The sequence below is a fragment of the Rhodococcus sp. NCIMB 12038 genome (assembly GCF_002165735.1).
In the GTDB taxonomy this organism is placed as follows: domain Bacteria; phylum Actinomycetota; class Actinomycetes; order Mycobacteriales; family Mycobacteriaceae; genus Rhodococcus_F.
In genome coordinates, this window is record NZ_NHML01000034.1 from 1 (window position 1) to 19994 (window position 19994).

The 19994-nt window shown below is 68.7% G+C and carries 19 protein-coding genes; 9 read left to right on the forward strand and 10 right to left on the reverse strand.

Going from position 1 to position 19994, the window contains the following annotated elements; genetic code table 11:
- A partial coding sequence (locus CA951_RS35050) for a transaldolase family protein (protein ID WP_306300872.1) occupies positions 1-316 on the reverse strand: 316 nt, incomplete at its 3' end.
- A gap of 6 nt (positions 317-322) precedes the next feature.
- Entirely contained in the window at positions 323-2431 is a 2109-nt protein-coding gene (gene tkt, locus CA951_RS35055; protein ID WP_087561251.1) for a transketolase, read from the reverse strand.
- Positions 2432-2648: 217 nt separating this feature from the next.
- Here tkt and CA951_RS35060 point away from each other — a divergent pair, with 217 nt between their 5' ends.
- Positions 2649-3632, forward strand: a complete 984-nt coding sequence (locus CA951_RS35060) for a heme o synthase (RefSeq protein ID WP_087561337.1) — start codon at positions 2649-2651, stop codon at positions 3630-3632.
- 40 nt (positions 3633-3672) lie between these two features.
- Here CA951_RS35060 and CA951_RS35065 read toward each other — a convergent pair whose 3' ends face one another.
- Entirely contained in the window at positions 3673-4638 is a 966-nt protein-coding gene (locus CA951_RS35065; protein ID WP_087561252.1) for a quinone oxidoreductase, read from the reverse strand.
- 79 nt (positions 4639-4717) lie between these two features.
- Between CA951_RS35065 and CA951_RS35070 the strand changes: the two genes are divergently transcribed.
- Positions 4718-5083: a hypothetical protein gene (locus tag CA951_RS35070; RefSeq protein WP_087561253.1), complete on the forward strand. Its 366-nt coding sequence runs from the start codon at positions 4718-4720 to the stop codon at positions 5081-5083.
- Here CA951_RS35070 and CA951_RS35075 read toward each other — a convergent pair.
- The 5 genes from CA951_RS35075 to mptB all read right to left on the reverse strand — a co-directional run bounded on the left by CA951_RS35075 (position 5080) and on the right by mptB (position 11077).
- On the reverse strand, positions 5080-6042 hold the full coding sequence (locus tag CA951_RS35075) for a heme A synthase (RefSeq protein ID WP_087561254.1): 963 nt from the start codon (positions 6040-6042) through the stop codon (positions 5080-5082). The genes CA951_RS35070 and CA951_RS35075 overlap by 4 nt on opposite strands.
- Before the next feature lie 69 nt (positions 6043-6111).
- Positions 6112-7548, reverse strand: coding sequence for a hypothetical protein (locus CA951_RS35080; RefSeq protein ID WP_087561338.1), 1437 nt, complete (start codon positions 7546-7548; stop codon positions 6112-6114).
- Positions 7545-8345 (reverse strand): ABC transporter permease, encoded by an 801-nt coding sequence (locus tag CA951_RS35085; protein WP_087561255.1) that lies wholly within the window; start codon positions 8343-8345, stop codon positions 7545-7547. The genes CA951_RS35080 and CA951_RS35085 overlap by 4 nt, the downstream gene beginning before the upstream one ends.
- A complete protein-coding gene (locus CA951_RS35090; RefSeq protein ID WP_087561256.1) occupies positions 8342-9286 on the reverse strand; it encodes an ABC transporter ATP-binding protein in 945 nt (314 codons plus the stop codon). The genes CA951_RS35085 and CA951_RS35090 overlap by 4 nt, the downstream gene beginning before the upstream one ends.
- A gap of 6 nt (positions 9287-9292) precedes the next feature.
- Positions 9293-11077 (reverse strand): polyprenol phosphomannose-dependent alpha 1,6 mannosyltransferase MptB, encoded by a 1785-nt coding sequence (gene mptB / locus CA951_RS35095; protein WP_087561257.1) that lies wholly within the window; start codon positions 11075-11077, stop codon positions 9293-9295.
- A gap of 133 nt (positions 11078-11210) precedes the next feature.
- Between mptB and CA951_RS35100 the strand changes: the two genes are divergently transcribed.
- The 7 genes from CA951_RS35100 to CA951_RS35130 all read left to right on the forward strand — a co-directional run bounded on the left by CA951_RS35100 (position 11211) and on the right by CA951_RS35130 (position 17802).
- Positions 11211-11960 (forward strand): helix-turn-helix transcriptional regulator, encoded by a 750-nt coding sequence (locus CA951_RS35100; protein ID WP_373414841.1) that lies wholly within the window; start codon positions 11211-11213, stop codon positions 11958-11960.
- Between the two features lie 103 nt (positions 11961-12063).
- Positions 12064-13524, forward strand: coding sequence for a Fe-S cluster assembly protein SufB (gene sufB, locus CA951_RS35105; protein WP_087561259.1), 1461 nt, complete (start codon positions 12064-12066; stop codon positions 13522-13524).
- Positions 13524-14753: a Fe-S cluster assembly protein SufD gene (gene sufD / locus CA951_RS35110; RefSeq protein ID WP_087561260.1), complete on the forward strand. Its 1230-nt coding sequence runs from the start codon at positions 13524-13526 to the stop codon at positions 14751-14753. The genes sufB and sufD overlap by 1 nt, the downstream gene beginning before the upstream one ends.
- A gap of 45 nt (positions 14754-14798) precedes the next feature.
- Complete coding sequence (gene sufC, locus CA951_RS35115; protein ID WP_072942079.1) at positions 14799-15608, forward strand: Fe-S cluster assembly ATPase SufC; 810 nt, start codon at positions 14799-14801, stop codon at positions 15606-15608.
- Between the two features lie 6 nt (positions 15609-15614).
- On the forward strand, positions 15615-16874 hold the full coding sequence (locus tag CA951_RS35120) for a cysteine desulfurase (RefSeq protein ID WP_087561261.1): 1260 nt from the start codon (positions 15615-15617) through the stop codon (positions 16872-16874).
- Entirely contained in the window at positions 16871-17386 is a 516-nt protein-coding gene (sufU, locus tag CA951_RS35125; RefSeq protein WP_087561262.1) for a Fe-S cluster assembly sulfur transfer protein SufU, read from the forward strand. Before CA951_RS35120 ends, sufU begins: the two co-directional genes overlap by 4 nt.
- A complete protein-coding gene (locus CA951_RS35130) occupies positions 17383-17802 on the forward strand; it encodes a metal-sulfur cluster assembly factor (RefSeq protein WP_087561263.1) in 420 nt (139 codons plus the stop codon). The genes sufU and CA951_RS35130 overlap by 4 nt, the downstream gene beginning before the upstream one ends.
- A 91-nt stretch (positions 17803-17893) precedes the next feature.
- On the opposite strand, the gene CA951_RS35135 is transcribed toward CA951_RS35130, so the two are convergent.
- Positions 17894-18790: a Ku protein gene (locus tag CA951_RS35135; RefSeq protein ID WP_087561264.1), complete on the reverse strand. Its 897-nt coding sequence runs from the start codon at positions 18788-18790 to the stop codon at positions 17894-17896.
- 31 nt (positions 18791-18821) lie between these two features.
- On the reverse strand, positions 18822-19970 hold the full coding sequence (locus CA951_RS35140) for a lycopene cyclase family protein (RefSeq protein WP_087561265.1): 1149 nt from the start codon (positions 19968-19970) through the stop codon (positions 18822-18824).
- Between the last annotated feature and the right edge of the window lie 24 nt (positions 19971-19994).

Consider the following 19994-nt stretch of genomic DNA (forward strand, 5'->3'; position numbering starts at 1 on the left):
CAGCAAGGGCCACGTCTACGACGCCCAGGTCCGCGAACTCGCCGAACGCGGCGCGGACGTCGTCGGTGGTCACCGTGCGGATGGTGGCCNNGNCGTCTGCGCCGCGTTCGGCGAGTTCGCGGACCTGGGCGTCGTAGACGTGGCCCTTGCTGAGTGCGGCCTGGAAGATCGACGGGTTGGTGGTGACACCGACGACGGACTTGGTGGCGACGAGTTCGGCGAGGTTGCCGGACTCGATGCGGTCACGGGAGAGGTCGTCGAGCCACACCGAGACGCCGGCTTCGGAGAGCTTCTGGAGGTTGGGGTTCTGAGTCATGGCGTTCTATCCCTTCACGCGTGCGAGTGAGCGCTGTGCGGCTGCGGTGACGGCTTCGGCGGTGAAGCCGAACTCGCGGAACAGGGTCTTGTAGTCGGCGGAGGCGCCGAAATGCTCGATGGAGATGATTTCGCCCGCGTCACCGACGAAGCGGTACCACGGCATGGAGATGCCGGCCTCGACGGCGACCCGCGCCTTGACCGTCGGGGGGAGCACACCGTCGCGGTAGGCCTGGTCCTGGGCGTCGAACCACTCGACGCAGGGCATGGACACCACCCGGGTGGGGATTCCGTCGGCCTCGAGGGCCTCGCGGGCCGCGACGGCCAGCTGCAGCTCGGAGCCGGTGCCGATGAGCACGACCTCCGGTGCCCCGGTGGACGCGTCGGCGAGGACGTACCCGCCGCGGGAGACACCCTCGTAGCTGGTGCCCTCGAGGACCGGCAGGTCCTGGCGGGTCAGGGCGAGACCGGCGGGAGCGCGGGTGGCCTCGTCGGAGCCCTTCTCGAGAACGGCGCGCCATGCGTGCGCGGTCTCGTTGGCGTCGCCCGGTCGCACGACGTACAGGCCGGGGATGGCGCGCAGCGCCGCGAGGTGCTCGATCGGCTGGTGGGTGGGACCGTCCTCGCCGAGTCCGATGGAGTCGTGCGTCCACACGTAGGTGACGGCGGTCTTCATGATCGCGGCCAGCCGCACGGCGGGACGCATGTAGTCGCTGAAGACGAGGAACGTGCCGCCGTAGGGGCGGGTCGGCCCGTGCAGGGCGATGCCGTTGAGGATCGAGCCCATGGCGTGCTCGCGGACACCGAAGTGCAGTGTGCGGCCGTACGGTTCCGCGTTCCACATGCTGGTGGAAATGGACTTGGGACCGAACGAGTCGGCGCCCTTGATGGTGGTGTTGTTGCTCTCCGCGAGGTCGGCGGAGCCGCCCCACAGCTCGGGCAGCACCGGTCCGACGGCGTTGAGGACGGCGGCGGACGCCTTCCGGGTGGCGAGACCCTTCGCGTCGGGCTCCCACGTCGGCAGGACGTCGGCCCAGCCGGCGGGCAGGTCGCGTCCGATCAGGCGGTCGAGCAGCTTCTTGCCCTCGGGGGCGCGCTGCGTCCACTCGTCGTACTGGGCCTGCCATTCCTTGTGTGCCTGCGCGCCGCGCTCGACGACCTTGCGGGTGTGCGCGATGACCTCGTCGGCGACCTCGAACGTCTTGTCCGGATCGAAGCCGAGCGCCGTCTTCACGGCCGCGACCTCGTCGGCACCGAGGGCGGCGCCGTGTGCCGCGCCCGTGTTCATCTTGTTCGGTGCCGGGAAGCCGATGATCGTGCGGAGCAGGACCAGCGACGGCTTGTCGGTGACCTCGCGGGCCTTGTTCAGGGCCTCCTCGATGGCGACGACGTTCTCGCCGCCCTCGACGATCTGCACGTGCCAGCCGTACGCCTCGTAGCGGGCGGCGGTGTCCTCGGACAGCGCGATGGCGGTGTCGTCCTCGATGGAGATCTTGTTGTCGTCGTAGATCAGCGTCAGGTTGCCGAGCTGCTGCACACCGGCGATGGACGACGCCTCGGAGGTGACGCCTTCCTCGATGTCGCCGTCGGAGGCGATCACGTAGATGTGGTGATCGAACGGGCTCTCGCCGAGCGCGGGCTCGGGGTCGAACAGGCCGCGCTCACGGCGGGCGGCCATGGCCATGCCGACGGCGGAGGCCAGACCCTGACCCAGCGGTCCGGTGGTGATCTCGACGCCGCGGGTGTGGCCGTGCTCGGGGTGGCCGGGGGTCTTCGAGCCCCAGGTGCGCAGCGACTCCAGGTCTTCGAGTTCCAGCCCGTAACCGGCGAGGTACAGCTGGATGTAGAGGGTGAGGCTGGAGTGTCCACAGGACAGCACGAACCGGTCGCGGCCGATCCAGTCGGCGTCGGTGGGGTCGTGGCGCATGACGCGCTGGAAGAGGGTGTAGGCGAGGGGGGCGAGGCTCATCGCCGTGCCGGGGTGGCCGTTGCCCACCTTCTGCACTGCATCGGCGGCGAGCACCCGGATGGTGTCGACGGCCTTGGTGTCCAGTTCGGTCCAGTCGGCGGGATGAACCGGTTGCGTGAGGACGTGGATGTCGTCTGTGATCGACACGGGCAGAAGTCTCCTGACATGGGTGAACGTGGAGCCTGAGGATGCGTGGGCCTCTTGTGCGACTCCAGCCTAGTGCGCGGTCGTATCCGGGTCGATTCGGTTCGCGCATTACGGCGGTCTACCATCGTTTGTAGTAGAACGGCCGGCCGTCGCGAAGGACTTCGGGAGCAGTCGCCGGCATTCGGATGTGGAATTACGCGTGGTGCGAGGAGAGAACGTGCGGACAGGGCATCAGCCGAGCGGACACGGCTTCGGCAGCCCCAGCCCCGCCCCCCGCGCGACCGGCACCGACACGGTGCTGGGTCGCGCCACGGGCAAGGTCCTGGCCTACATCGCGTTGACCAAGCCGCGGGTGATCGAACTGCTGCTGGTCGCGACGATCCCGGCGATGCTGCTGGCCGACCGGGGCAACGTCGACATCCTGCTGATCCTCAGCACGCTGTTCGGCGGGTGGATGGGTGCGGCGAGCGCGAACTCCCTCAACTGCGTCGTCGACGCCGACATCGACAAGGTCATGAAGCGCACCGCGCGGCGGCCGCTGGCCCGCGACGCGGTGCCGACGTCGCACGCGTTCGTGTTCGGCATGACGCTCGGTATCGCGTCGTTCCTGTGGTTGTGGTGGCGGGCGAACCTGCTCGCCGGGTGCCTGGTCGTCCTGACCATCGCGTTCTACGTGCTCGTGTACACGATGGTGCTCAAGCGCCGGACCTGGCAGAACGTCGTCTGGGGCGGCGCCGCGGGCTGCATGCCCGTCATGGTCGGCTGGTCGGCGGTCACCGGATCGCTGAGCTGGCAGCCCATCGTGCTGTTCCTGGTCATCTTCTTCTGGACGCCGCCGCACACGTGGGCGCTCGCGATGCGCTACAAGGAGGACTACAAGGCGGCCGGTGTCCCGATGCTGCCGGTGATCGCTACCGAGGAGCACGTCACCAAACAGATCCTGCTGTACAGCTGGGCGATGGTCGTCACCTCGCTCGCGCTGGTCCCCGCCGCGGGCGTCGTCTACGCCGCCGTCACCCTCGTCGCCGGCGCCTGGTTCCTGCTCATGGCCCACCAGCTGTACCGCAGCGTCCGCGGCGGAGCGGCCGTGAAACCGCTCCGCCTGTTCCTGCAGTCCAACAACTACCTGGCCATCGTCTTCGTCGGGCTCGCCGTCGACTCGGTGCTGGGACTGCAGACCATCGGCAGCCTGCTGAGCTGAGGCTGCGCCTCGGTTCAGCCTGCCGAGCTGAGGCTTCGCCTCAGGGCACCAGCACGATCGATCCCGTCGTCGCCCGCGCCTCGAGGTCGCGATGCGCCTCCTCCGCCCGCTCGAGCGGGTACTCCGCTCCCACCCGGACCGTCAGTGCGCCGTCGGCGAGGGCGGAGAACACGTCCCCGGCCCGCCACGTCAGTTCCTCCCGGTTGCGGATGTGGTGTGCGAGGGTGGGCCGGGTGAGGAACAGTGAACCCGCCGGGTTCAGCCGCTGCGGATCGAACGGCGGCACCGGCCCGCTCGCCGCGCCGAACAGCGCGACGGTTCCCCGGATTCGCACCGACGCGAGACTGGCCTCGAACGTGGACGCGCCGACACCGTCGTAAGCTGCCGCGACGCCCTCGCCGTCGGTCAGTTCCCGCACCCGGGCCGCGATGTCGTCGTCGTAGCGCAGCACCTCGTGTGCCCCGGCGTCACGCGACAACTGCTCCTTCGCGTCGGAGGACACGGTGGTGATCACCCGGGCGCCCAGCGTCGTCGCCATCTGCGTGAGGATCAGACCCACTCCGCCCGCACCGGCGTGGACGAGCACGGTGTCGCCGGACCGGATCGGGTACGTGGAGTGGGCCAGGTAGTGGGCGGTCATGCCCTGTAGCAGCGCGGAGGCGGCCTGTGGGGCGGGCACGGAGTCGGGAACGGCGATCGCGGCCGCCGCGGGCACGGCCACCTTCTCCGCGTAGCTGCCGGGAGCGGCGCACCAGGCCACCCGGTCGCCGGGTGCGAAATCCGTCACGTCGCCGCCGACGGCCTCCACGACGCCGGAGCCCTCGTCGCCGGGAATGTAGGGCAGCGGCCGCGGGTACAGCCCCGTCCGGAAGTACGTGTCGATGAAATTGATGCCGATCGCGTCGGTGCGAACGAGCAGATCCGTCGCTCCGATCCCGGGTTCGGGAACCTTCACCGGTTCGAGGACGTCGGGACCACCGGGACGGGAAACCTGGATAGCGCGCATGGTTTCAGTTCTACACGGCGCGGCCTGCCGCACGGAGCCTGGCGGACACGCCGCGTCTACCGCCCAGTATTCTCGGACCATGAGTACCGACACCCATGCGGAACAGGCCCCCTCGAGCCCGGCGCCCTCGCTGCCGTCCCACACGGTCGACGCGATCAAGAAGTTCGTCGCCGAGCACGGCGGTTCGGCCAGCGCCGTCATCCAGCCCATCGGGCTCGCCGGCGTCCGGATCACCCTCGTCGGAGCCGACGGCACCCTCGGTGACCAGGTGGTCGCGGATCTCGCCACCGCGAACGCCGTCGTCGCCTCGCTCGACGACGTCACCGTCTCGGAGTGGGACCGCGCGATCACCAGCATCGTCACACCCCGCAAGGGTCACTTCCAGAAGATGGCAGGCTGGGTCGCCCGGCAGACCCGGTTCCCGAAGGCCCGCAACGAGCGCTAGACGCTCGCGGTGTCGGGCAGTGTGACGTACTCGCGGGTGCGTCCCGCAGCCCACACCGCCGCGGTGGCCGCGGTGCACAGCCCGGCCCCCGCGACGTGGAACGCCACCAGAGCGGCGGGAACGTCCGTGAAGAACTGGACCAGCCCGATCAGCGCCTGCGCCACCACCAGCGCGAGCAGAACCTGCACCCGGACCTTCACCGCGCGCGTGGCGCCGACGGCGTACAGGCCGAAGCACAGGCCGACCAGCAACGCCAGGTAACCCACCAGCAGTTGTGCATGCAGGTGCACGAGCGTGACGATTTCCACCTCGAGGCGGGGAACGACGCGGTCGAGACTCTTGTCTCCCGCGTGCGGTCCCGCACCCGTGACCAGCGTTCCGGCGGCGAGCACCCCGGCCAGCGCGACAGCCGACAGTGCTGTGAGCCAGCGCAGCGGTGCCGGGATCACGTCGATCGCCGGGGCGTCGTCCGGCTCGCAGATCTTCGCGTACATCACGGTCGCCAGCCACACCATCGCCATCGAGGCGAGCAGGTGCACCGCGACCGTCCACCACAGCAGTCCGGTGAGCACGGTGACACCGCCGATGACGGCCTGCACGACGGTGCCGAGAGGCATCATCCACGCGTAGACGAGGACCTCCTTGCGGCGGCGGGCACGGGTGACCGCGAGGACGATCAGGGCCGCGGCCACGACGACGACGAACGTCAGCAGCCGGTTGCCGAATTCGACCGCCTGGTGGACGACGGCGACCTCGCCGTGCCCGACCGGCACGAAGCTGCCGGGGAAGCACTGCGGCCAGGTGGGGCAGCCGAGGCCGGACGCCGTCACCCGGACCACGGCCCCGGTGACGGCGATGCCGCCCTGCGTGAGGATCACCGCGAACGCGATGACACGCTGCACGGTCAGCGACGGAAGGGGGAGACGGTCTACCAGGCTCAGAAACCCGCGATACAGCACGGCATCGATGGTAGAGGGCGGTCAACTACACCGTGTCGTTGGGCTGGTGGCGGCGCGGCCGACTCCGTGCTACTCGCCGCGAATGCGCAGGATGCCGGTCACCGTGCCCTGCCAGAAGTCGCCGGTGTCGGTGACGAGTCCGGACATCTGCAGGGTGTCGTTGACCGCGGTCCCGGGGAGTGGGCTGGTGTGCTCGACGGAGCCGTCGGATGGGTCGATCGCTGCGAACGCGAAACCGTCCAGCGGTGTCGTGACGTCGAACCCCTGACGGATCACGGTGTACAGCAGACCGTCGCCGGTCGACAGGTGCGGGACCGCGGCGCTGCGGACGTCGTTGCTCCACACCTGGTGGCAGCCGATCGGGTCGATGTCGACCCGCGTCATGCCGCCGGTGAAGGGCGCGTTCGTGGGCACGGCCGGTCCCGCCCCGTCCGGAACGGTGGGATACGGGTAGCCGTACGTCCCGGCGACGTACACCGAGTTGCCGATGCCGATCGGTGAGTTCTCACTGCCGCCCGGGTTGCCGAGCACCGGGAGGCTGCAGATCTCGTCACCGGAATCGGCGCGGAACACCCGGAGATTCACCTGCGGGTCGGCGTTGTCGACGATCGCGACGAAATCGCTGCCCGTCGACGGTCCGAAGTAGGTGGGGGTGGAGCCGGTGCCGTGGCTCAGCTGCCCCGGCTTCCGGTCCGGTCCGCGGTCGTACTCGCGGCGCCAGTCCATTCGGACCTCGCCGTCGCGGAGCGCGAACTGGTACAGGGCGTGCGTGGTCGCGACCGCGGCGCCTGCCGGAGAGGTGGAGATGCTGTTCTGCACCTGCTCGCCCGCCGCCAGCGGCAGGGTGTGCGCGACACCGCCGCGATCCACAGCTCCGACGACGCCGCCGCCCGTCGCGAACCAGACATTGCCCTGCCAGTCCGGCGTCAGCCCGGTCACGTTGTCGCCCTGGGGAACACTGCCGGACAGGTCGACGTGCGAGTCGACGGCGATCCGCCACCGGCCTGCGGGGTCCTTCGAATGTCCGAGGCGCAGTAGCTGACGGTTGCCGTCGACGACGACGAGGCGGTTGTCGTTGTCGAGGAACGCGTACACGCCGCCGAGCAGGCTGCCCTTCGCCAGCGCGAACGTGGCGAGCGAGCCGCCGAACGGCGCCGCGGGGGCCGCGGGGTCGATCAGGTGCACGGTGGGAACCTGGCCGGCCACGGACGTGCACAGGGCGACGACGAGCCGGTCGGAACCTTGCAGGAGGGTCGGGCACGCCGACACCAGCGGGTACGCGGACAGCGTGACGGGGCCGGTGCCGGGACCGGGCAGCGGCGTCACGTCGGTGGACCCGGCGTCGCCGTGCATCGTGGACGTGCCCGCGGGTCCGAGGAACGGATTCGGCGACGCGGGCGGACCCCACTGCGGTGCGGCGCCCGCGGGCAGCGCGCCACCGCAGAGGACGGCGAGCAGGACGGCGAGAACGGTGCCCGCGCGGCGGGCCGTGGTTCGACGGATCACGTGAATCGGAACGTCCGTGCCGCCAGGGCCCCCGCGGCCGCGCCCCACACGGCGAGGACCACGACGCTGAGCAGGTCCACCGATCCGGTCAGTGCGGCGTCGAGCGCGTGCGCGAGCGCTCCGGACGGAATAAGCCGGGCCCCGGTGTGGAGGAGCCAGGGGAGGTCGCCGGTGGCGAACACCACACTGCCGACACCGACCATCACGAACCACAGGATGTTGGCGAGGGCGAGGACGATGTCGGCGCGGAGGGTGCCGCCGAGCAGCAGGCCCATCGCCGCGAACGTCACGGTGCCCAGGGCGATGATCACGGCGCCGAGGACGAGTCCCCACGCACTCGGACGCCAGCCGAGAGCCAGCCCGATCGCACCGAGGAGGACGGATTGCAGGGCGACGACGATGACCACCGCGGCGCTCTTCCCGGCGATGATTCCCCACGTCGGCAGTGGCGTCGCGCCGAGCCGTTTGAGGGCGCCGTAGCGGCGGTCGAAACCGACCGCGATCGCCTGCCCGGTGAACGCGGTGGACATCACGGCCACCATCATCACGGCGGGCACCACCTTGTCGACCCGCGATGTTCCGAGGTCGCCGATGGGCAGCAGGCACAGCCCGATCAGCAGCGTGATCGGGATGAACATCGTCAGCAGCAGTTGTTCGCCGTTGCGCAGGAGCAGTTTCAGCTCGAGTGCGGTCTGCGCCCGCAGCATGACCGCCGCGCTGCTCGGGCGGGGATCGGGGGTGAATGTGCCCGGGGCGAAACGATTCTCCGTCAGACGGTCACTGGTGCTCATCGTCATCCCCTCAGTTCCCGGCCGGTGAGTTCGAGGAAGACGTCCTCGAGGCTGCGCTGGTCGACGCGGATGTCGCTGATCAGGGCGTCCAGATCGGCGCACCACGACGCGACGGAGGCCACCACCTTCGGGTCGATCGGCCCTTCGACGAGGTAGGTGCCCGGTCCGGACTCGGCCACCCGGAAGCCGTCGGGGAGGGTCCGTGCGAGTGGTCCGGTGTCCAGACCGGCGGGTGCGGTGAGCCGCAACTGGCCTTCGGCGCCGCGGCTGGTGACCTCGGCGGGCGTTCCGGCGGCGACGATCGACCCGTGGTCGATGATGACGAGCCGGTCCGCGAGTTCCTCGGCCTCGTCCATCAGGTGCGTCGTCAGCAGCACGCTGACGCCGTCGCGGCGCAGCGCGTCGATCAGTTCCCACACCAGCAGGCGGGCCTGGGCGTCGAGTCCGGCGGTGGGTTCGTCGAGGAAGACCAGTTCGGGGCGGCCGACCAGCGCGCAGGCCAGGGACAGTCGTTGCTGCTGCCCGCCGGACAGCCGGCGGTACGGGGTGCGCCGCGAATCCTCGAGGCCGAGGCTGCGCAGCAACCAGTCGGGGTCGAGGGGGTCGGCCGAGTAGGCGGCGACGAGGTCGAGCATCTCGCCTGCGCGGGAACCGGGGTACGCGCCGCCGCCCTGCAGCATCACACCGATCCGGGCCCGGACGGCGCCGGCATCGGCAATCGGGTCGAGTCCGAGGACGCGGACGGTGCCGCTGTCCGGGCGGACGAAGCCCTCACACATTTCGACGGTGGTGGTCTTACCCGCGCCGTTGGGACCGAGCAATGCGACGACCTGTGCCGGTTCGACGGTGAGATCGAGCCCGTCGACGGCCCTCACACCGTCGAAGGTCTTCACCACGCCTTCCAGGCGTACAGCAGGTTGCGCCGATCCGGGCGTTCGCGAGGTCACGGGGAATCAGCGTAAGCCCTGGCCGGGTGTGACCCGGCCGGTGCCCCGGCTTTCCGCGCCGGCGTCGTCCCGGGGCGGATCCTGCGGTTCCGGCACGGCCGGCTGCCGGCCCGGACCGACCCGCCACGGGAGGCGGTTGCGGGTGATCACGATCAGCGTTCCGGCCGTGAAGATGGTGGCGATGGCGGCCTGGACGATGACGAAGGGCTGGTACTCGCCGCCGTTCGGCATCAGGATGACGCTGACGATGGACGAGAAGACGATCGCGGGGACGCGGAATGCGGGCGCCGTGGCCCAGGCGGCGAGCGGCAGGACCGCCCACAGCAGATACCAGGGCTGCACCACGGGGAACAGCAGGACGACCGCGCCGAGGGACAGTCCGAGCGCGCCGACCGCGTGGATGCGGCCGACGAGGGTGGCGACGAGCATCCGGAGTGTGATGAACGCCGCAGCGACGGCGGCGATCGGCCGGGTCAGGCTCAGCACCGCCGTCGTGTGATCGCCGAGGCCCAGCAGGACCCCGGCCAGTCCGGTGCCCAGGCCGAGGAGCGTGGGTATCGACATCCAGCTGCGCACCGCGTTCGCCGTGCCGAGCGTGTGCACCCAGCCGATGCCGAGTCCGCTGGACGTGCTGATGACGAGTGTGACCACCAGGGCCACGCCGCCGAGCAGGGCGGCCGCGTAGAGCACCGCTTTCGGGGTTCCGCCCCATCGCCTGGCCAGCGCCATCCCGACGAACCCCAGCGCGAGCAGGGACGGGATCTTGATCGTCGACGACAGGGCGATGAGCGCCGCCCCGGACAGCAGCAGGAGGAGTGACTGCCCTCGGATCGGTTCCGACCGTTCGACGGCCCGCAGCGCCAGTTCGATCCCGGCCAGCATGAGGCCGAGCATCAGCGCCTCGTTGTGGATCCCGGCGACCAGGTGGAACAGCAACAGGGGATTGGCGGCCCCCAGCCAGAGGGCGCTGACCTCGGCGACGCCGCAGCGGCGCGCCAGGCGGGGGAGCGCCCACACGATCATGGCCACGCCGGCGAGGGCGAGCAGCCGGTGCAGGAAGATCCCCGCGACGATGTTCTCGCCGGTCAGCCAGCTGATTCCGCGCCCCATCCAGAGGAACAGCGGGCCGTACGGCGCCGGTGTGTCCCGCCAGATCGTCGGCACGGTGCGGGTCAGGACGTGATCGACGCCGAGAGCGCCCGCGGGACCGATGGCGTAGGGGTCGAGCCCGCGGGCCGCGATCTCGCTCTGCGCGAGATACGAGTACACGTCCTTGCTGAACATCGGCGGTGCGACGGACAGCGGGATGATCCACAGCAGGAGGGTGCGGTCGAGCTGGGACCGGTTGAGGCGGCGCACCGCCCCGGACTGCAGACTGCCGATCGCGAACCGTCCGAGCAGCAGCCACGCGAGCACGATCATCACGGTGCCGGTCATGGTGAGCGTCAGCGCGACGCTGGGGATCCGGGCGGGAAGTCCGATGATGCGCAGCCCCTGGACGGGGTTCTGCAGTACCGGCTGGGCGCCTGCGCCCAGTGCTCCCACTGCCATCAGGACGGCGCCGGTCGCGCCGAACCGGCGGATGCCGCGGAGCTGGGCGGTCTCCTGCCCGTTCAGGCCTGCGGTCTCCGGTTCGTCGCCGTGCAACGCGGCCGCCACCGACGAGCGCGGGGTGGGGCCGTCGATGCCCAGCGCCCGCCGGAAGAGCTCGGCCGGATGTCGGAGAGCGGCGCGAGCCGTCAAGGTCGGCTCCGCGCGGGTCGGCTCCGGGTTCTCGGGGGTCTGCGGCACACAAGGCAGCGTAGCGGTGCGCCGAACACGGCCGGTTCGGCCAGTATTCCCGCGCCCGGGCGGCACATAATCACAGGTGTAAGGCAGGGCACCCTTAGTAGACCTGCGATCGGAATTCCGTCACACTGGTGTTGTGAAAACGGATACGACACCACGTGCAACGAAGGAAAGCGCAGTTCACGCGCCTTCTTCGGCGGCGCCTGTCGCAACCGCGTCACCCGTCGCCGTGGGCCACGAAGGGCACACCCGCGCGGCCGTCGTGAAGCTCCTTCTCGAGGAGGGGCCGATCACCGCGTCGGAAATCGGAACCCGCCTGGGCCTGAGTGCCGCCGGCGTCCGCCGCCATCTCGACGCACTCCTCGACTCCGGCGAGGCGCGCGAGGCGTCCTCCGTCGCCGTGCGTCACCGCGGACGGGGACGGCCCGCCAAATACTTCCAGATCACCGCCAAGGGCCGAGGCAGGCTCGGTCACGCGTACGACGACCTCGCGGGCGCGGCCATGCGCCAGCTGCGGGAGGTCGGGGGAGACGCCGCGATCACCGAGTTCGCTCGTCGCCGAGTCCAGGCCATCGTCGGCGACGTCACCCCGGCCGCGGATCAGAGCGCCGAGGGCCTCGAAACCACCGCCGACGCCATCGCCGACGCGTTCACCACCGCCGGATTCGCGGCCTCGACCCGCCCGGTGGGCAACGGGGTGCAGATCTGCCAGCACCACTGCCCCGTCTCGCACGTCGCCGAGGAATTCCCGGAACTGTGCGAAGCCGAGCAGGCAGCGTTCGCCCAACTGCTCGGCACCCACGTCCAGCGGCTCGCGACCATCGCCAACGGCGACTGCGCCTGCACCACCCACGTTCCACTCGTCCCGCCGTCCGGTCCCAAATGAACGTTTCACCGATAGATCGCTTCACCGATAGATCCTCTAGTCAGCAATTCCACCGGCGACCAGCCCTCGCCGGTCTCGTAACAAGACTCCGGAAGGAGCTCGCATGACCGTCACATCAGACCAGGTGACATCCACTGCGTCGGCCAACGCCGAGCCGCTCACGCAGGAAGAGACCATCGCGTCACTCGGGCATTACGGGTACGGCTGGTCCGATTCCGACGAGGCCGGTGCCAGTGCGCAGCGCGGTCTGTCCGAAGACGTCGTGCGCGACATCTCGGCGAAGAAGAGCGAACCGGACTGGATGCTCGACATCCGCCTGCGTGCGCTGAAGACCTTCGACAAGAAGCCGATGCCGAACTGGGGATCGGACCTCGAGGGCATTCACTTCGACAACATCAAGTACTTCGTGCGCTCGAGCGAGAAGCAGGCCGAGAGCTGGGAAGACCTGCCCGAGGACATCAAGAACACGTACGACAAGCTGGGCATCCCCGAGGCCGAGAAGCAGCGCCTCGTCGCCGGTGTCGCGGCTCAGTACGAGTCGGAGGTCGTCTACCACTCGATCCGTGAGGACCTCGAGTCGCAGGGCGTCATCTTCCTCGACACCGATACGGGCCTGAAGCAGCATCCCGATCTGTTCCGGGAGTACTTCGGCACGGTCATTCCGGCAGGCGACAACAAGTTCTCCGCGCTGAACACGGCCGTGTGGTCGGGTGGCTCGTTCATCTACGTCCCGCCGGGCGTGCACGTCGACATTCCGCTGCAGGCCTACTTCCGCATCAACACGGAGAACATGGGCCAGTTCGAGCGGACCCTGATCATCGTCGACGAGGGCGCCTCCGTGCACTACGTCGAGGGCTGCACCGCGCCGATCTACAAGTCCGACTCGCTGCACTCCGCGGTGGTCGAGATCATCGTGAAGAAGGGTGGCCACTGCCGCTACACGACCATCCAGAACTGGTCGAACAACGTCTACAACCTGGTCACCAAGCGCACCAAGGTGGAGGCCGGCGGATCCATGGAGTGGATCGACGGCAACATCGGGTCCAAGGTCACCATGAAGTACCCGGCCGTCTGGATGATGGGCGAGCACGCCCGCGGCGAGGTTCTCTCCGTGGCATTCGCCGGTGAGGGCCAGCACCAGGACACCGGTGCCAAGATGCTGCACCTCGCGCCGCACACGTCGTCGACCATCATCAGCAAGTCGGTGGCCCGCGGCGGCGGACGCGCGTCCTACCGCGGACTCGTCCAGGTCAACAAGGGCGCCCACGGCTCCAAGTCGACGGTCAAGTGTGACGCCCTGCTGGTCGATCAGATCAGCCGCTCGGATACCTACCCCTACGTCGACATCCGGGAGGACGACGTGACCATGGGTCACGAGGCCACCGTGTCGAAGGTGAGCGACGACCAGTTGTTCTACCTGATGAGCCGCGGGCTCACCGAGGACGAGGCCATGGCCACGGTCGTGCGCGGCTTCGTCGAGCCGATCGCCAAGGAACTCCCGATGGAGTACGCCCTGGAACTGAACCGCCTGATCGAACTGCAGATGGAAGGGGCGGTGGGTTAGTGACCACGCCAGAAACTGGTGTCCAGAATCTCGGAGTCACGGGAGCCGTCGCGGGCGAGAATCCGCGGATAGCGCGGACGTCGACCGGCTCGCCGATCGCCAACAAGGGCGAGGTCTTCACGTCGTTCGACGTCAAGGCGTTCGAGATCCCGGGTGGTCGTGACGAGGTCTGGCGGTTCACCCCGCTGCGCCGTCTCCGCGGACTGCACGACGGAACGGCCGTGGCGAACGGCGCGGCCGGCGTCGACGTCGCAGGCCCGGACTCCGTGAAGGTCGAGACCGTCGGCCGCGACGACGACCGGCTGGGCAAGGCCGGGGTTCCCGCCGACCGGGTGGCCGCACAGGCGTACTCGGGTTTCGAGACGGCGACCGTCGTGACCGTCGGCCGTGAGGTCGAGGTCGCCGAGACGATCAACATCACGATCACGGGCCCGGGCGAGGGCAAGGTCGCCTTCGGGCACCTGCAGATCCGGCTCGACGCGTTCGCGAAGGCGACCGTCGTCATCGACCAGCGCGGCAGCGGCACGTTCGCCGAGAACGTCGAATTCGTGCTCGGCGACAGCGCCCACCTCACCGTCGTCGCCGTCCAGGACTGGGCGGACGACACCGTGCACGTCGCGTCGCATCACGCGCGGCTCGGCCGGGACGCGGTCCTGCGGCACAACGCCGTCAGCCTCGGCGGCGACCTCGTCCGCCTCTCCGCGACCGTCAAGTACGACGGCCCCGGCGGCGACGCCGAACTGCTGGGTCTGTACTTCGCCGACGCGGGACAGCACTTCGAGCAGCGACTGCTGGTGGATCACTCGCAGCCGCACTGCAAGTCCAACGTGGTCTACAAGGGTGCCCTGCAGGGTGATCCGGAGTCGGGCAAGCCCGACGCCCACACCGTGTGGGTCGGCGACGTGCTGATCCGTGCGGCGGCCGAAGGTACCGACACGTTCGAGCTGAACCGCAACCTCGTCCTCACGGACGGAGCCCGCGCGGACTCGGTTCCGAACCTGGAGATCGAGACCGGCGAGATCGTCGGTGCCGGCCACGCCAGCGCCACGGGTCGATTCGACGACGAGCAGTTGTTCTACCTGCGCGCCCGCGGAATCCCCGAGGACGCGGCACGGCGACTCGTCGTGCGCGGCTTCTTCCACGAGATCATCAACAAGATCGCCGTCGCCGAGATCCGCGAGCGTCTCGAGGCTGCCGTCGAGGCCGAACTCGCCGCAGTCGGCGTCTGAGCCGCGCCGCCGGACCATTACTTCCCATTTCTTCGAAGGATCACAATGTCTACCCCTGACGCTTCCACCCCCGAAACCTCGGTCCTGGAAATCAAGGACCTGCACGTCGACGTCGCGAACACCGACGAGAACGCCGAACCGATCAACATCCTCAAGGGTGTGAACCTGACGGTTCGGTCCGGCGAGACGCACGCGATCATGGGACCCAACGGGTCCGGCAAGTCGACGCTGTCGTACGCCATCGCGGGTCACCCCAAGTACCAGATCACGTCGGGCTCCATCACCCTCAACGGTGAGGACGTCCTCGAGATGAGCGTCGACGAGCGCGCCCGCGCGGGACTGTTCCTCGCGATGCAGTACCCCGTCGAGGTCCCCGGCGTCTCGATGTCGAACTTCCTGCGCACCGCGGCCACTGCCGTCCGTGGCGAGGCCCCGAAGCTCCGCCACTGGGTGAAGGAAGTCAAGGAGGCGCTGACCGAACTCGACATCGACCCCTCGTTCGGTGAGCGCAGTGTCAACGAAGGTTTCTCCGGCGGGGAGAAGAAGCGCCACGAGATCCTGCAGCTCGGCCTCCTGAAGCCGAAGATCGCGATCCTCGACGAGACCGACTCCGGACTCGACGTCGACGCCCTGCGCGTCGTCTCCGAGGGCGTGAACCGCTACAAGGAGCGCGAGCACGGCGGAATCCTGCTGATCACGCACTACACGCGCATCCTCCGGTACATCAAGCCGGAATACGTCCATGTGTTCGTCGGCGGTCGCGTCGTCGAGTCGGGCGGGCCGGAACTGGCCGACGAGCTCGAGGCGAACGGCTACGAGCGCTTCACCCAGGCTGCAGCAACGCAAGGAGCATAAACGCAGATGACCACCTCGGTGCGCGTATTCGACGTCACCCGGATCCGGGAGGACTTCCCGATCCTGGCGCGTACGGTCCGTGACGGAAAACCGCTGGTGTACCTCGATTCGGGTGCCACCTCGCAGCGCCCGAACCAGGTGCTCGACGCCGAGAGGGAGTTCCTCACCACCTGTAACGCCGCCGTGCACCGAGGCGCTCACCAGCTCGCCGAAGAGGCCACGGACGCGTACGAGAACGCGCGTGCGGCGATCGCCGAGTTCGTCGGCGCCGACAGCGACGAACTCGTGTTCACCAAGAACGCGACGGAGTCCCTCAACCTCGTCACCCACGTCCTCGGCGACGATCGCTTCGAACGGCACCTCGGTCCCGGCGACGAGATCGTCATCACCGAGCTGGAGCATCACGCCAATCTGGTTCCGTGGCAGGAGCTTGCGCGCAGCACCGGTGCCACGTTGCGCTGGTACGGCGTCACCGACGACGGCCGCATCGATCTCGACTCGCTCGAGCTGACCGATGCCGTCAAGGTCGTGTCGTTCACCCACCAGTCCAACGTGACCGGGGCGGTGGCACCCGTCGAGGAACTGGTCCGCCGCGCCCGCGCGGTCGGCGCGCTGGTGGTGCTCGACGCCTGCCAGTCCGTCCCGCACATGGCGGTGGACTTCCACGCGCTCGGAGTCGACTACGCGGCGTTCTCCGGGCACAAGATGCTCGGCCCGTCCGGCGTCGGTGTCCTGTACGGGCGCCGCGAACTGCTGAACGCGATGCCGCCGTTCATCACCGGTGGCTCGATGATCGAGAGCGTCACGATGGAACGCACCACCTACGCGCCGCCGCCGCAGCGGTTCGAGGCCGGCGTTCCGATGACGTCGCAGGTGGTCGGTCTCGGCGCAGCGGTCCGGTATCTCGACGAGATCGGGATGGACGCGGTCGCCGCGCACGAGCACACCCTGGTCGAGGCGGCGCTGGCAGCGCTCGGCGCCATCGACGGCGTGCGCATCATCGGACCCACGACCGCGGAGGATCGCGGCGGGGCCGTGTCGTTCGTGGTCGACGGAATCCACGCCCACGATCTCGGCCAGATCCTCGACGACGAGGGCGTCGCCATCCGTGTCGGCCACCACTGCGCCTGGCCCCTGCACCGGCGTTTCGGTGTCGCGGCGTCGGCGAGGGCGTCGTTCGCGCTGTACAACACGGTCGACGAGGTCGCCGCTCTCGCGGCGGCGGTGCGGCGTGCCCAGGAGTTCTTCGGGGAGGTTCCTGCATGAGAATGGAACAGATGTACCAGGAAGTGATCCTGGACCACTACAAGCATCCCCACGGCCGCGGTCTTCGTGAGCCGTTCGGCGCTGAAGTCCACCACGTCAACCCCACGTGCGGCGACGAAGTGACGCTGCGCGTGGAACTCGCCGACGACGGCACGGTGGTGGATGTGTCGTACGACGGCCAGGGCTGCTCCATCAGCCAGGCGTCGACGTCGGTGCTCACCGATCAGGTGGTGGGAATGCCCGTCGAGCAGGCGCTGCAGACCGTTGCCGCGTTCAACGAAATGGTGAGTAGCCGCGGTACCGTCGAGGGGGACGAGGACGTCCTCGGGGACGGCATCGCCTTCGTCGGCGTCTCGAAGTACCCGGCCCGCGTGAAATGCGCGTTGCTGGGATGGATGGCATTCAAGGACGCGGTTGTTCAGATAGTGGACGACCGGGTCGTGGACGAACAGGATTCGGCCGTTCCGACAGCAGACGGCGAACCCGCTCGAATCGGAGGACAGGCATCATGAGCGAGACGCAGACGCCGCAGGCGGACGCCACAGCCGCACCGGAGCAGGCGCCGGCGGACCAGGGCGGCGAATCCGCGCCCGCCGCATCGGGTGTGATCACCGACCCGAAACGCCTGGAGGAGCTCGAGGAGGCGATGCGTGACGTCGTCGACCCCGAACTCGGCATCAACGTCGTCGATCTCGGCCTGGTGTACGGCATCACCGAGGCCGAGGACGTCGTGACCCTCGACATGACCCTCACGTCGGCGGCCTGCCCGCTGACCGACGTCATCGAGGACCAGTCGCGCGGTGCGCTCGTCCGCAGCGGTCTGTGCAACGAACTGAAGATCAACTGGGTGTGGCTCCCGCCGTGGGGCCCCGACAAGATCACCGAGGACGGCCGCGAGCAGTTGCGCGCCCTCGGATTCACGGTCTGACCACCCACCACCATTGACACGGAGGGGCTCGGCGAGATGGTTCTCGCCGAGCCCCTCCGTGTCGGTTCAGGCGCGTTTGCGCCGCGTCGGTTCAGGCGCGTTTGCGTTCGGAGGTGGACGACTTCGCGGTGGCCTTCTTCGCCGCGGTCTTGGCCGGGGCCTTCTTCGCCGGCTTCTTCTTGGCGGGTGCGGCCTTCTTCCCGGCGGCATCGACGCTGCGCTGCAGTGCGGCCACGAGATCCACCACTTCCGCGTCCTCGCCGCTCTTCTCGACCTCGGCGACGGGAATGACCTTCTTGCCGCCCGACTCGATCATCTCGTCGAGCAGTTCACGCAACTGCACCTGGTAGTCGTCGGTGAATTCGGTGGGGTCGAAGTCGTCGGCCATGCTGTCGACGAGAGTCTCTGCCATCGCGAGTTCCTTCGCCTTCGGCTTCTCGACGTCGTCGAGTGACGAGAACTCGGCCGCGCGTACCTCGTCCGGCCACAGCAGTGTCTGGATCACCAGCACCCCGTCCCGAGAGCGCATCGCGGCCAGTCTGGTGCGCTGACGGAGCGTGAAGTGAACGAGGGCGGTCCGGTCGCTGTTTTCGAGGGCCGTCGCGAGAAGGACATAGGCCTTCGGAGAGCTGGAATCCGGTTCGAGGAAGTAACTCTTCTCGAACAGAATGGGATCGATCTGTTCGGTCGGCACGAACTGCAGAACGGGAATCTCGTGTTTCTCGGCGGCGGGTAACTTGCCGAAATCGTCGTCGGTCAACACCACCCGGACGCCGTCGTCGGAGTCGTAGGCCTTGTCGATATCGGCATATTGGACGACGTTGCCGCATTCGGAGCACACGCGGTTGTATTTGATCCGGCCGCCGTCCTTGGCATGGACCTGGTGAAATCTGATGTCGTGATCTTCGGTTGCCGAATAGACCTTGACCGGCACGTTCACGAGTCCGAACGCTATCGAGCCCTTCCATATCGACCGCATGCGTTCCATGATGGTCTCCTTTTCGCATTCTCGCGACAGTTCATCGAACTTCCCGGCGGAGCGTGGAACGGAAAATCACACCGCGGATATCGCCGGAGGATGCGAGAAACATCCGGCCCATCGCCGACAGGGTTCCGCGCAGATTCGACCGTTCGGACAGATATGCGGCCTGGAGTCGTGGCGGCAGATCGAAGAAATGGTCGAAGAATTCGGGGACGTGTTCCGGCCCCAGATCCAAGAGGACGCGAAGCCCGACCGATCGCAGCGACGCCACGGTCCGTGCCTTCCACGGCCACAGTCGTGCGTTCGACCCGTCGCGAAGGTCCCGGGCCAGGGCGTCTGCGTACAGAAGTGACGCGGCGACGCTGTAGCCGGTGCCGGGGTGCATCAACCCGGCGCGGGCTCCGAAGCGCACCTGGTCCGAGCTGTGGGAACGACCGGCCTCCGGTGGGGGCTCCACGGCGAATCTGACGCGCTCGACGTCCGCATGAGACGGCACGGCGACGCCGCGCGCCCGGAGTCGGTCGTGGAGCCTGGTGGCGAGTTCGGAGATCGGCAGTGGGGGCCGGCCGACGAGGCAGGTCTCCTCGAGCAGGAACCGGTCGCGGGCGAGCGGGACCCCGTAGAGGAAGGACGGCGTGTCCGTGGGGGGCGTGCCGTTGTCGCGGCGCCAGTCCATGAATACTGCGGCCTCGCCGCCCAGCGCATGCGCGGCGGTGCCGGGATCGACGACGACTCCGTACGCCGTCTGCTGGGCGAGGTCGGGGCTGTCGCCCGTGCCGCGGGCGTCGACGACGACGTGCGCGTTCAGCGTCGAGCCGTCGTCCAGTTGGACGGAGGTGGGGGACAGGTCGACGGCTCTACCTGCGATAATAGTTCCGCAATTGGCACCGAGTATTGATTGCAGCCTCGATGTATTCAAAACACAGTAGGTGCGATCGATGATGTGGCGGCGGGTTGTCCACGCCGCCGGGCGGTCGGTTCTCGTCGCGACGGCATCTCGCGGGAGCCAGCCGGGGAGTTCGTCTTCCCAGGCGGCGTACGTAGCGGTCCACGATCGGCGGGGGAGCGGATCGATCGACACGACTGCCGACCCGAGGGCAGTGGCGCGGTGGGCGAGGGCACGGCCGGCGGGGCCGAGGCCGACGATCGCGACGTCCCAGATCGGCGGACGGGGAGTGGCTGTCACGTCGCCAGCCTGTCACGGCCGTCG